Source organism: Rhizobium sp. RSm-3, from assembly GCF_001854685.1.
GTDB classification, from domain to species: Bacteria; Pseudomonadota; Alphaproteobacteria; order Rhizobiales; family Rhizobiaceae; genus Rhizobium; species Rhizobium ecuadorense.
Map to the genome: position 1 here is coordinate 395,946 of NZ_MAWZ01000013.1, position 12,899 is coordinate 408,844.

The following is a 12,899-nucleotide window of genomic DNA, read 5'->3' on the forward strand; positions in this document are numbered from 1 at the left end:
ATAACAATATGGAAACCACTGATTTGGCCGATCACACCAATGTGGCGGCAGCTTTATTGTCGGCCATGGCAAATCCCAAAAGATTGCTGATCCTGTGTAGCCTCGTGAAGGGCGAAGTGGCCGTCGGCGTGCTTGCAACGCAGGTCGGCCTCAGCCAGTCGGCACTCTCTCAGCACCTGTCGAAACTGCGTGCACAGAAGCTGGTCAAAACCCGCCGTGATGCACAGACCATCTACTATTCCAGCACCTCCGAGCCGGTGATGAAGATCCTGGCAACGCTCGAAGACATTTACCTCGTGCAGAACAGGAACAGATCCGCCGCTTGATGATAGCGCTGACATGAATGTCGGCCGATGCCGTGCCGCAAGGGGATGTTTCCGGAAGCGCGGCAACGATATTTCAGCACCTGAACCTTATGGCACGACCGGCAGATCTTGCGATTTGCCGGTCGTGCCCTTTTTGCTGCACCCGCCTGTCCCGGAATATCCCCAGATCGATCCGGTCAAAACTCAAGCCTTCCTGTCACGGACGGCTCCCGGGCGTTTTACCGTTGACGCTTGAAGAAGCCCTGATAATTTGACCGGGCAGTCAAAATTTGGGGCGTGAAGCCCCGGGAAAAGGGCCGTCAGCGGCCAGGAGAACAGCATGTCCAATCGCCTCAACGCACCGAATGATCTTCGCGCCTTCTGGATGCCGTTTACGGCAAATCGCCAGTTCAAGAAGGAGCCGCGCATGTTCGTCGGCGCCAAGGACATGTATTATACGACCCATGACGGCCGCCAGGTGCTCGACGGCACGGCCGGCCTCTGGTGCGTCAATGCCGGCCACTGCCGCCCGAAGATCACCGAGGCGATCCGCGAGCAGGCCGGCGAACTCGATTACGCCCCGGCCTTCCAGCTCGGCCATCCCAAGGCCTTCGAACTGGCAAACCGCCTGGTCGACATTGCGCCGGAAGGCCTGAACCACGTTCTTTACACCAATTCCGGATCCGAATCCGTCGAGACGGCACTCAAGGTGGCGCTCGCCTATCACCGCGTGAAGGGCAATGGTTCACGCTTCCGCCTGATCGGCCGCGAGCGCGGCTATCATGGCGTCAATTTCGGCGGCATCTCCGTCGGCGGCATCGTCACCAACCGCAAGATGTTCGGCACGCTGCTGACCGGCGTAGATCACATGCCGCACACCCACCAGCCCGGCAAGAACAACTTCACCCGCGGCGAGCCCGAACATGGCGGCGACATCGCCAGCGAACTGGAGCGGATCGTCACCCTGCATGACGCCTCGACGGTCGCCGCCGTCATCGTCGAACCGGTAGCAGGCTCTACCGGTGTGCTCATCCCGCCGAAAGGTTACCTGCAGAAGCTGCGCGAGATCTGCACCAAGCACGGCATCCTGCTGATCTTCGACGAGGTCATCACCGGTTTCGGCCGCCTCGGCGCTCCCTTCGCCGCACAATATTACGACGTCAAGCCCGACATGATCACCGCCGCCAAGGGACTGACCAATGGCGTCATTCCGATGGGCGCCGTCTTCGTCACCTCCGAGATCCATGATGCCTTCATGAACGGCCCGGAGCACATGATCGAGTTCTTCCACGGCTACACCTATTCCGGCAATCCGATCGCCTCGGCCGCCGCGCTCGCCACGCTCGACACCTACAAGGAAGAAGGGCTGCTGACGCGTGCCGCCGAGCTTTCCGACTACTGGGCCGACGCGCTGCATTCGCTGAAGGACTGCCCCAATGTCATCGACATCAGGAACACCGGCCTGATCGGCGCGATCGAGCTCGATCCGATCGCCGGCGAACCGACCAAGCGCGCATTTACCGCCTTCCTGAAAGCCTACGAAAGCGGCCTGCTGATCCGCACCACCGGCGATATCATCGCGCTCTCGCCGCCGCTGATCATCGAGAAGCACCATATCGACGAACTCTTCGGCAAGCTGCGGACCATCCTGCAGAACAATATCTGAGAAAGTTCTCAAGCTTTCAAAATCATGGCCTTCGACGGGTGCAAGCCCACGCAGGCCTTTTTGTCGCCACGAGGGATCGACCTCAGGTCACCGAGGCGACGGAAAGGCAGAGAGCGAATTTTTTCAGCAGACGGCGGTCGAAGTGCCCTTCGTTCCCGAACATCCATTTCAGTGCGTCGGTCGCGCTCCATGCCGCCTTATATGACCGCACCGAGGTGATCGCGTCATAGACATCGCAGATCGTGGCAATGCGCGCGTGGAGGCTCAACTCTCTGCCGGACAGCCTGCGCGGATAGCCCTTGCCGTCGATGCGCTCGTGGTGATTGAGGCAGACATCGAGAACGATCTCCGACATGCCCTCCTGCCGCGACAGGAATGCGTGTCCCTTCTCCGGATGGCCGCGGATCAAGCTGATCTCGTCCTTTTCCAGAGGCCCGGCCTTGTTGAGCACCTCAAGCGGAATTTCAAGCTTGCCGACATCGTGCAGCAACCCGGCGGTGCCGAGCATCTGCACCGTAGGCTCGTCGAGTGCGAGATGGCGGCTGAACAGGATCATCAGCGCGCTCACCGAAATGGAATGAAGGAAGGTCACTTCGTCTTTTGATTTCAAACGCGTGACGTTCAGGAAAACCGAGGGATTTTCCTCCATCGACTTGGAGACGGAAGAGATCACCGGCGCCACATGAGCGACGCTGATCGCATCGCCATTCCGCAGCCTCGCGAAAGCCTCTTCCAGCACCTGCACGGATTTCTGGACGGTCTCACGCGCGGCCTGGATATCGATCTCGATATCACGGCCCGGCAGGCCGCCGATATCGAGACCCTTGCTGGTGTTGATGACCACGCTGGCGGTGCCGCATTTGCGAATGTTTGCCGCATCGACCTCGCGCCGCAGGGAGAATCTGCGCTTGGACAAAAGCGGGTCCTGCCACAGGCCCTCGACGGCCTCCACAAACATTCCGATACGCACCTGGTTGGCGTCGATACGCTTGAGCATCAAGTCTTTGTTTCCCGCTATGTCTATCTAATTATTTGTATGGGTCTCTTTTTCAATGCTGCGGTATTTTGGGTATCGCGGGATACTACTGCCACCAGCCAAACTAACGGTTAATGGGAAAGATAAAGACAACCATACGGAGGCGGTTTCGCCTGGGCAACGGTCTGCCCTTTGCAACTCCCCTTATGAGAAATCACCGAAAACCGAAGAAAACGATCGCCTTCAAGCGACTTTTCGGCCGGATCGATCCGATTTTCCTTCCATTTTGTTATGAACTTGCGCAATCCCGTCAAAATTCCTAGAAATCTCGTCATGAGCCTTCCCGAGTCAAATATGGCCGGCAGGCTCACTGATCGCGCCCTTGTCGATCGTCCTTGGCACGGCCCAACGGGCCGTTGAATGATCGGAAAAACCGGCGCGGCACCTCATCGCGGGTCCAAGGACCCCACCCAAGGAGACAGACAATGACCCTCAAGACATTGACGGCGACACTCGTTGCGTCGCTTGCCTTTGTGCCGCTCGCCCATGCCGATATCACCATCGGCCTGATTGCGCCGCTGACCGGCCCCGTCGCCGCCTATGGCGATCAGGTGAAGAACGGCGCTCAGACCGCCGTCGACGAGATCAACAAGAAGGGCGGCATTCTCGGCGAGAAGGTGGTCCTCGAGCTGGCAGACGATGCCGGCGAACCGAAGCAGGGCGTTTCCGCCGCCAACAAGGTCGTCGCCGACGGCATCCGTTTCGTCGTCGGCCCGGTGACCTCGGGTGTTGCCATTCCGGTTTCGGACGTGCTGGCTGAAAACGGCGTGCTGATGGTCACCCCGACGGCAACGGCGCCCGACCTCACCAAGCGCGGTCTCACCAACGTGCTGCGCACCTGCGGCCGCGACGATCAGCAGGCCGAAGTCGCCGCCAAATACGTGCTGAAGAATTTCAAGGACAAGCGCGTCGCCATCGTCAACGACAAGGGCGCCTACGGCAAAGGCCTCGCCGACGCCTTCAAGGCGACGCTGAACGCCGGCGGCATGACCGAAGTCGTCAACGACGCGATCACCCCAGGCGACAAGGACTTCAGCGCGTTGACCACCCGCGTCAAATCCGAAAAGGTCGACGTTGTCTATTTCGGCGGCTATCACCCGGAAGGCGGCCTGCTTGCCCGCCAATTGCATGACCTCGCCGCCAACGCGACCATCATCGGCGGCGACGGCCTTTCCAATACCGAATTCTGGGCGATCGGTACGGATGCGGCAGCAGGCACGCTGTTCACCAACGCGTCCGACGCCACCAAGAACCCGGACTCCAAGGCTGCCGCCGATGCGCTCGCCGCCAAGAACATCCCGGCCGAGGCCTTCACGCTCAACGCCTATGCCGCCGTCGAAGTGCTGAAAGCCGGCATCGAGAAGGCCGGCAGCGCCGAGGACGCGGAAGCCGTCGCGGCCGCGCTGAAAGACGGCAAGGAGATCCCGACCGCTATCGGCAAGGTCACCTATGGCGAGACCGGCGACCTGACCTCGCAGAGCTTCTCGCTCTACAAGTGGGAAGGCGGCAAGATCGTCGCCGCTGAATAATCAGCAGCATTGACGAAAGCAGGATCGGGCGCCTCGCGGCGCCCGGTTGTATTTTTGGGGGATGAAGTGCCGCTCAATCGTGCTGCCTCTTATCCTCGCGCAGATAGCTCTCCACTGTAGGATGCTTGATAAGGACCATTGGCTGACGATAAGTCCAACTGGGTATCGGGTTCGAGACACGCGCGTAGAAACTGGAGATCAAGACGCGCTTCAGATCTTCGTCCGAAGCGACACTTCCGGTCGACCTTTCAAGGATGACCTGGCTCACCTTCCCGTGCTTATCAGTCTTGAGTACCGCTGAGTTGTTTACACAGCCGCTCAACAACACGACAGCCGCACAGGCCGCCGAAATAATTGCTTTCATATCATGACCTTGAGTTGGAAATTGACATCTGTATTCTCGCTTCACTAGCACTGCTGCCGGAAGGATCAAAGCAGCCGGGTATCTTCCAGCATTCAGTCGGTATCAATGGCAGAAATCAGTCGAAGAGGTAGATTATGACCACCAAGCTCGAACGTCTCATCGACCAGGGCGTCGGCCGCGTGCCCGCCGATATCGTGCTGAAGGGCGGCCGTTTCTTCGATCTCGTCACCGGCGAACTCGTCCAGTCGGACATCGCCATCGGCGGCGAACGCATCGTCGGCACTTCGGGCAATTACCAGGGTGAAATCGAGATCGACATATCGGGAAAAACAGTCGTTCCCGGCTTTATCGACACACATCTGCACATCGAATCCTCGCTGGTGACGCCGCATGAATTCGACCGCTGCGTCCTGCCCTATGGCGTCACCACGGCGATCTGCGATCCGCACGAAATCGCCAATGTGCTGGGAGCCCCCGGCATCGAATTCTTTCTCCAGTCCGCGCTCGAGACGATCATGGACATTCGCGTCCAGCTCTCCTCCTGCGTTCCGGCAACGCATCTCGAAACCTCCGGCGCCGATCTGCCGATCGAGCGCCTCCTGCCCTTCCGCCACCATCCGAAGGTCATCGGCCTTGCCGAATTCATGAATTTCCCCGGCGTGATCCACAAGGATCCCGTCTGCATGGCCAAGCTCGACGCTTTCCAGGGCGGCCATATCGACGGTCACGCGCCGCTGCTGACCGGCAACAACCTCAACGGCTACCTCGCAGCCGGCATCCGCACCGAGCATGAATGCACGACCGCCACCGAGGCGCTCGAAAAGATCCGCAAGGGCATGCATATCCTGGTGCGCGAGGGCTCGGTATCGAAGGATCTCGCCGCGCTGATCCCCATCATCACCGAACGGCTTTCGCCTTACCTCGCGCTCTGCACCGACGACCGCAATCCGCTCGACATCGCAGAACAGGGCCATCTCGATCACATGATCCGCACGGCGATCGCAAGCGGCGTCGAGCCCCTGGCGGTCTACCGCGCCGCCTCGATTTCGGCCGCCCGCGCCTTCGGCCTCAGGGATCGCGGCCTGGTGGCGCCCGGCTGGCGCGCCGATCTGGTGGTTCTCGACAGTCTGGAAGGCTGCCGCGCCGACATGGTCTTCTCCGCCGGCCGCCGCGTCACCGATGCGCTCTTTTCCACGCGCAAACCGGTCGCGCCGATTGGCCTCGACAGCGTCAAAGCCCGGCCGGTCAATGCAGCCCATTTCGGCGTGCCGGCCAGAGAGGGCGAAACATCGGTCATCGGCGTCATGCCGGGCAAGATCATCACCGAGCATCGCCGCTACCGCCTGCCCGTCAGAGGCAACGAAACATCAGTCGATCTTGCCAACGACATCATCAAGGTCGCCGTCATCGAGCGCCACGGCAAGAACGGCAATCATGCCAACGGCTTCGTCCAGGGCTTCGGCCTGAAGAAGGGCGCGATCGCCTCCACCGTTGGCCATGACAGCCACAATATCTGTGTCGTCGGCGTCGACGAGGACGATATGGCGCGCGCCGCAAACCGCCTCGGCGAAATCAAGGGCGGCTTCGTCGTCGTCGAGGACGGCAAGGTCACCGGCGAAATCGCCCTGCCGATCGCCGGCCTGATGAGCCTCGAGCCCTACGAGACGGTCCGCGATACGCTGCACCATCTGCGCAAGGCCGCCTTCGCGCTCGGCGCCACGCTGGAGGAACCCTTCCTCCAACTGGCCTTCCTGCCGCTGCCGGTCATCCCGCACCTGAAGATATCCGACCGCGGCATGGTCGATGTGGACAAGTTCGCACTGATCGGGTGATCTGCCTGCCGAGCACCGGAGGAGCACAGACTGTGCCTATCGCCAGCCTTCCGGTAATTCATCATTCTCGGCGGGTTCTGCTTCCGGCACCTTATCGAGCAGCTTCAAAAGACCATCACCACTCGCGCCGCCTGCCCGTCTCTTGAGAAATTCCTCGGCAGTTTCGACGGCACCGACCTTTTGTGCGACCGCCGATGCGATCCACTGATTGAGAGACACGCCGTCTTCCCTCGCAAGGCGGGCAGCAGCCGCCTTGATTGAGCTTGGAAGTTTGAGCGGATAGGTGTTCGTGCTCATTTCCTGATTTCCTCCAGCAACTCCGAGGGACGAATGACCCGGAGCCCGAACCGGTCCTTCACCGCTTCGAAATCCCTGATATTGTGCGTCACAAGCGCATCCGCACGTCCATTGACCGCCGCCTCGAGTACCAGCTCGTCCTGCGGATCCGACAGTTGGGGCCGCCAGCGGAAATGCACATCCACCGCCTCGGCCAACGCAGCCATTTCCGCCATCAGGTCATCGATCTCCGGTGGCATAAACCGATGAACCGCGACGTGCTCCGGACGCTTCAGCACCGCTTCGTACTCCAGAAAAAGCGCCGTCGTGACTAGCGGCCGGATCGCCCTCTTCGCTGTCAGTTGCAATATCGCGAAGGATGCGCCGCTTCTGCTGCGAAGAGCGGCGGTCAATATGTTGGTATCAAGCACGACCCGCTTCATAGGAGTAACATAATACATCCCATGGGATGTTTCAATTTGAATTGGACCTCAAATCCGCGCACAGAACCCGTCCAGGGCCGCAAGCTTCACCAGCCCCGGGCCTGCCACCGCTTCAAAGCCCGGCATCTCAAGCCGCTCGCCGAGCACCAAGCCTTCCGGCAGGCGGAATTCCGCAGGCTCGCGCGTCAGGTTGAATACAAAAAGCAGCTTTTCCCCGTCCTTTTCGCGGGTAAAGGCCAGCAGGTCCTGGTTGGTGCCGATGAAGGTCATCTCGCCGTCGATCAGCGCCGGGTGGTTTTTTCGGAAGGCGAGCGTGCTGCGATAGTGATGCAGCACCGAGCTGTCGCTTCCCTCCTGCGTATCCACGGAAAGTGCAGCCTGCTCGTAAGGCACCGGCAGCCAGCTCTTCTCGGCCGATGTGAAGCCCGCATGCGCCTTGCCCGCTTCCCAGGGCATCGGCGTGCGGCATCCGTCGCGGCCCTTGAAGGCCGGCCAGAAGCGGATGCCGTAGGGATCACGCAGATCCTCGAAGGCAAGCTCCGCCTCCGGCAGACCGAGCTCCTCGCCCTGATAGAGGCAGATCGAGCCGCGCAGCGCTGCAAGCACGGAGATCGCCAGCTTGGCGATCGCAGGCCGCTCTTCCGCCGTCAGCGCAAAACGGCTGACATGGCGCATCACGTCGTGGTTGGAAAAAGCCCAGCAGACCCAGCCGTCGGTCACCGACTTCTGGAAAGCCTCGACGCAGCCGCGAATATGCTCGGCGGTGAAATCCGGTCCCAGCAGGTCGAACGTGTAGCACATATGCAGCTTATCGCCGCCGCTCGTATAAGCGGCCACCGTCTTCAGCGAACGTGCCCCGTCGCCGACCTCGCCAACGGTCGTGCGATCCTCGTACTGGTCGAGCAGCACCCGGAAGCGTTTGAGAAAATCGACGTTTTCCGGCTGCGTCTTGTCGTAGAGGTGATTCTGCATGCCGTAGGGATTGCTGTCGGGCGCATCGAGACCTGCATCATCTTCATCGGGCTCGTGCGGCGGATTGCTTCTGAGCTGCTTGTCGCAGAAATAATAGTTGACCGTGTCCAGCCGAAAGCCGTCGACGCCGCGATCGAGCCAGAACTTCACCGTCTCCAGCACCGCATCCTGCACTTGCCTGCTGTGGAAATTGAGGTCCGGCTGCGAGGTCAGAAAATTGTGCTGGTAATATTGCCGGCGCACGCCGTCCCACTCCCAGCCCGGCCCGCCGAAGATCGACAGCCAGTTGTTCGGCGCCGTGCCATCCGGCTTCGGGTCGGCCCAGACATACCAGTCCGCTTTGGGATTGGTCCGGCTCGTCCGGCTCTCGACGAACCAGGGATGCCGGTCCGAAGTGTGCGAGATCACCTGGTCGATCACGACCTTGATGCCGAGCCGGTGCGCCTCGGCCATCATCTCGTCGAAATCGGCAAGTGTCCCGAAGATCGGATCGACGTCGCAATAATCGGAAACATCATAGCCCATGTCGGCCATCGGCGATTTGAAGAAGGGCGAAAGCCAGATTGCGTCGACCCCGAGACCGGCGATATGCGGCAGCCGGCGGGTGATCCCCTTGAGGTCGCCGAGCCCGTCGCTGTTGGTGTCCTGAAACGAGCGTGGATAGACCTGGTAGATCACCGCGCCGCGCCACCAGTCCGCATTCCCGCCTGCCTGCAATGCCATCGGCTATATCTCCTGCCTCGTCTGCGCCGCCACACTAAAGCGGACGGGGCAAAAGACAACCGGGGTGGGGCCGGAATGGAGGCCATCGGAAGGCAGCGACACGTCGTCGCGATCCGACAAGGGGGAGACGTATATAGGCTTGTCCACAACCCGTTTCCAGCTTCCGGATTTGGGGTTGCAACGCGATTCCTTTGCGATAAGGTGCGCACTGACCTGCACGTAAGAGGTCAAATGTCGGGAACAGATGTCTAATAAAGGCGCAAAGCCTAGAAAGGTGGACCCACGATGAACCAGTTCACGAAAAAATTTCTCGCCTCCGCAATGCTTGGCACATTGCTGGCGTTTTCGGCGCATGCGGCCACGCTCAACATTCACAATGGTGGCGACCCGCAATCGCTCGATCCGCAGAAGCTTTCCGGCGACTGGGAGAATCGTATCGCCGGCGACATTTTCGAAGGTCTTGTCACTGAGGACGCCAAGGACAATCCGGTTCCCGGCCAGGCAGAAAGCTGGACGATTTCACCTGACGGCAAAGTCTATACCTTCAAACTTCGCGACGGCATCAAATGGTCCGATGGCCAGCCGGTAACGGCAGGAGACTTCGTCTTCGCCTTCCAGCGCCTCGTCGACCCGAAGAACGCCGCCGATTATGCCTATCTGCAATTCACCATCAAGAATGCCGAAAAGATCAACAAGGGCGAGATCACCGATCTCAACCAGCTCGGCGTCAAGGCCATCGACGACAAGACGCTTGAAATCACCCTTGAAAACCCAACCCCTTATTTCCTAAATGCCCTGATGCACTACACCGCCTATCCGCTGCCCAAGCACGTCGTTGAGGCGAAGGGCCAGGATTGGGTCAAGATCGGCAATATCGTCACCAACGGACCTTACAAGCCCGTCGAATGGGTGCCCGGCTCGCACGTCACCACGGTCAAGAACGACCAGTGGTACGGCGCCAAGGACCTGAAGATCGACGGCGCGAAGTTTTTCGTGCTTGAGGATCAGGAAGCCGCGCTGAAACGCTACCGCGCCGGCGAATTCGACATCCTCACCGATTTCCCCACCGACCAGTACGAGTGGATGAAGAAGAACCTGCCGGGCCAGGCGCATGTCGCCCCCTTCTCCGGCCTCTATTACTACGTCATCAATTCGACCAAACCGCCCTTCGCCGACAAGCGCGTGCGCCAGGCTCTCTCCATGGCGATCAACCGCGAGGTCATCGGCCCGCAGATTCTCGGCACCGGCGAACTGCCGGCCTATTCCTGGGTCCCGCCGGGCACGGCAAACTACGGCGAGCCGGCATACGTCTCCTGGAAGGATCTTCCCTATAAGGATAAGGTCGAAGAAGCCAAGAAGCTGCTGAAAGAAGCTGGTTTCGGTCCGGATCATCCGCTGACCGCCGAACTCAAATACAACACCAACGACAACCATAAGCGCATCGCCGTGGCGATCGCTTCGATGTGGAAGCCGCTTGGCGTCAATGTCGAACTCGTCAATGCCGAGACAAAGGTCCATTATGACCAGTTGCAGCGCGGCGAAGTGCAGATCGGTCGCGCCGGCTGGCTCGCCGATTACAACGATCCGGACAATTTCCTGAACCTCCTGGTCACAGGCGTCCAGATGAATTACGGCCGCTGGTCCAATCCTGAGTACGACAAGTTGATCAAGGACGGCAACGCCGAGACGGATCTGAAGAAGCGCGCCGAAATCTTCAAGAAGGCCGAGCAGCTGGCGCTCGATGATTCTGCCGCCCTGCCGATCTACTACTACGTTTCGAAAAACGTTGTTTCGCCGAAGATTGAAGGCTTCGTCGACAACATCCAGGACATCCACCGCACCCGCTGGCTGTCGATGAAAGAGTAAGGGAAAACGGTCCTTCCCGCCTCTCGCGGGAAGGACCGGCCCACGACCATGATCAAATACGCCCTCCGTCGATTGCTATCGACGATCCCCGTTCTGTGGATCGCCGTCACAGCCTGTTTTTTCGTTTTGCGCCTTGCCCCCGGCGGCCCGTTTGATGGCGAAAGGCCATTGCCGCCGGTGATCCTGAAAAACCTCGCGGTCCACTACAATCTGGATAAGCCGCTGATCCAGCAGTATCTGATCTATGTCGGTGACCTGCTCCGGGGCGATCTCGGCCCCTCCTTCGCCAGCGAGGATTTTTCCGTCGCCCAGCAGATCATGATCGGTCTGCCCTATACCTTCACGATCGGTACGGCTGCTTTCCTGATCGCCATCATCGTCGGCATTGCCGTTGGCTGTCTGGGGGCGCTCTATCAGAACAAGACGCCGGACTATATTCTCGGCGCCCTCATCCTGGTCGGCGTCGTGCTGCCGAACTTCCTGATCGCGCCCATCCTGCAATTGATCTTCGGCATCCACCTCGCCTGGTTTCCGGTCGGCGGCTGGGGTGACGGCTCGATCAAATACCTGATCCTGCCGATCGTCGTTCTGGCGCTTCCGCATGCAGGCCGCATCTCGCGCATCACCCGCGGCTCGATGATCGAGGTGATGAATCAGAACTTCATCCGCACCGCCAAGGCCAAGGGCATCGGCCCGCGGCTGACGGTGATGCGCCATGCGCTGAAGCCCGCGCTCATGCCTGTCGTCTCCTATCTCGGGCCGGCGGCAAGCTACCTTCTCACCGGTTCGCTCGTTGTCGAAAGCATCTTCGGATTGCCCGGCATCGGCCGCTACTTCGTCAACGCAGCGCTGAACCGCGATTACGGCATGGTTCTCGGCACGGTCATCTTCTACATGGTGCTGATTGTGTTCCTGAACCTTCTGGTCGACATCGCCTATGCCTGGCTGGACCCGAAAGTGAGAAACCGATGATCCTCAACCCCGCAAAACGCGAACTGCTCGCCCAGGAGCTTCTGGAGGCCGAGGGCCTGGCTCCCGAAGGCCGTTCGCTCACCAGGGATGCGCTCCGTCGCCTCGGGCGCAACAAGGCCGCCGTCTTGTCGATCGTGGTCTTGGCCCTGTTGATCCTCGCCGCCTTCCTCGGCCCATGGTTCATTCCCTTCAACTACGAAGATCCGGACTGGGCCGCCTTCCGCATCCCGCCGTCGATCGAGACCGGCCATTATTTCGGCACCGACCCGAACGGCCGCGATCTTCTCGCCCGGGTGCTCTACGGCACCCGCATCTCGCTTGCCGTGGCGCTGACGGCGACCGTCGTCTCGGTCGTCATCGGCGTGCTCTACGGCGCGATATCAGGCTATATCGGCGGCAGGCTGGATGCGATCATGATGCGCTTCGTCGATATCATGTATGCGCTTCCCTATATTCTCTTCGTCATCCTGCTGATGGTGATCTTCGGCCGCAACGTCTACCTGCTCTTTGCCGCCATCGGCGCGCTGGAGTGGCTGACCATGGCCCGCATCGTGCGCGGCCAGACGCTGTCGATCAAGCATCGCGAATTCATCGAGGCGGCCCGTGCCTCCGGGCAGAGGCCGTTCAAGATCATCGTCAAGCACATCATTCCGAACCTCGTCGGCCCGGTGGTCATCTTCGCGGCGCTGACCGTGCCTGAAATCATCGCCACCGAAAGCTTCCTGTCCTATCTCGGCTTCGGCGTCCAGGAACCGCTGACCTCGCTCGGCACGCTGATCGCCGAGGGAACCGATGCCATGGAAAGCATGCCCTGGCTGCTGATCTTCCCGGCAAGCTTCCTCGTGGCCCTGCTGCTCAGCCTGCTCTTCATCGGCGACGGCCTGCGCGACGCGTTCGACCCGAAGGATCGCTAGA

At 60.3% G+C, this 12,899-nt stretch carries 11 protein-coding genes; 7 read left to right on the forward strand and 4 right to left on the reverse strand.

The window, feature by feature from the left end; all coding sequences use genetic code 11:
- The first annotated feature begins 8 nt into the window (after positions 1 to 8).
- Both BBJ66_RS15130 and BBJ66_RS15135 read left to right on the forward strand, forming a co-directional pair.
- Positions 9 to 326 (forward strand): ArsR/SmtB family transcription factor, encoded by a 318-nt coding sequence (locus BBJ66_RS15130; protein WP_049736138.1) that lies wholly within the window; start codon positions 9 to 11, stop codon positions 324 to 326.
- Between the two features lie 319 nt (positions 327 to 645).
- Positions 646 to 1,971: an aspartate aminotransferase family protein gene (locus BBJ66_RS15135; RefSeq protein WP_049736137.1), complete on the forward strand. Its 1,326-nt coding sequence runs from the start codon at positions 646 to 648 to the stop codon at positions 1,969 to 1,971.
- Positions 1,972 to 2,053: 82 nt separating this feature from the next.
- On the opposite strand, the gene BBJ66_RS15140 is transcribed toward BBJ66_RS15135, so the two are convergent.
- Positions 2,054 to 2,968: an HD-GYP domain-containing protein gene (locus BBJ66_RS15140; protein ID WP_071087975.1), complete on the reverse strand. Its 915-nt coding sequence runs from the start codon at positions 2,966 to 2,968 to the stop codon at positions 2,054 to 2,056.
- 464 nt (positions 2,969 to 3,432) lie between these two features.
- Here BBJ66_RS15140 and BBJ66_RS15145 point away from each other — a divergent pair, with 464 nt between their 5' ends.
- Both BBJ66_RS15145 and ade read left to right on the forward strand, forming a co-directional pair.
- Positions 3,433 to 4,536 carry a branched-chain amino acid ABC transporter substrate-binding protein gene (locus BBJ66_RS15145; protein ID WP_071087977.1) on the forward strand — a complete coding sequence of 368 codons (1,104 nt, stop codon included), beginning with the start codon at positions 3,433 to 3,435 and terminating at the stop codon, positions 4,534 to 4,536.
- A 498-nt stretch (positions 4,537 to 5,034) separates the two neighbouring features.
- The gene (ade, locus tag BBJ66_RS15155) at positions 5,035 to 6,732 is read left to right on the forward strand and encodes an adenine deaminase (RefSeq protein ID WP_071087981.1); all 1,698 of its coding nucleotides are present in this window, start codon (positions 5,035 to 5,037) and stop codon (positions 6,730 to 6,732) included.
- A 36-nt stretch (positions 6,733 to 6,768) separates the two neighbouring features.
- Here ade and BBJ66_RS15160 read toward each other — a convergent pair whose 3' ends face one another.
- From BBJ66_RS15160 to bglA, 3 genes are read right to left on the reverse strand one after another with little or no spacing between them, the layout of a single operon-like run.
- A complete protein-coding gene (locus tag BBJ66_RS15160) occupies positions 6,769 to 7,029 on the reverse strand; it encodes a toxin-antitoxin system HicB family antitoxin (protein WP_049736133.1) in 261 nt (86 codons plus the stop codon).
- Entirely contained in the window at positions 7,026 to 7,439 is a 414-nt protein-coding gene (locus BBJ66_RS15165) for a putative toxin-antitoxin system toxin component, PIN family (protein ID WP_244471381.1), read from the reverse strand. Before BBJ66_RS15165 ends, BBJ66_RS15160 begins: the two co-directional genes overlap by 4 nt.
- 60 nt (positions 7,440 to 7,499) lie before the next feature.
- A complete protein-coding gene (bglA, locus tag BBJ66_RS15170) occupies positions 7,500 to 9,146 on the reverse strand; it encodes a beta-galactosidase BglA (protein WP_071087983.1) in 1,647 nt (548 codons plus the stop codon).
- Positions 9,147 to 9,431: 285 nt separating this feature from the next.
- Here bglA and BBJ66_RS15175 point away from each other — a divergent pair, with 285 nt between their 5' ends.
- Genes BBJ66_RS15175 through BBJ66_RS15185 form a run of 3 tightly spaced genes read left to right on the forward strand, consistent with a single transcriptional unit; the run spans position 9,432 to position 12,898 of the window.
- Complete coding sequence (locus tag BBJ66_RS15175) at positions 9,432 to 11,012, forward strand: peptide ABC transporter substrate-binding protein (protein ID WP_007630992.1); 1,581 nt, start codon at positions 9,432 to 9,434, stop codon at positions 11,010 to 11,012.
- Between the two features lie 48 nt (positions 11,013 to 11,060).
- The gene (locus BBJ66_RS15180) at positions 11,061 to 11,984 is read left to right on the forward strand and encodes an ABC transporter permease subunit (RefSeq protein ID WP_071087984.1); all 924 of its coding nucleotides are present in this window, start codon (positions 11,061 to 11,063) and stop codon (positions 11,982 to 11,984) included.
- Positions 11,981 to 12,898 carry an ABC transporter permease gene (locus tag BBJ66_RS15185; protein ID WP_003592967.1) on the forward strand — a complete coding sequence of 306 codons (918 nt, stop codon included), beginning with the start codon at positions 11,981 to 11,983 and terminating at the stop codon, positions 12,896 to 12,898. The genes BBJ66_RS15180 and BBJ66_RS15185 overlap by 4 nt, the downstream gene beginning before the upstream one ends.
- Position 12,899: the final 1 nt, after the last annotated feature.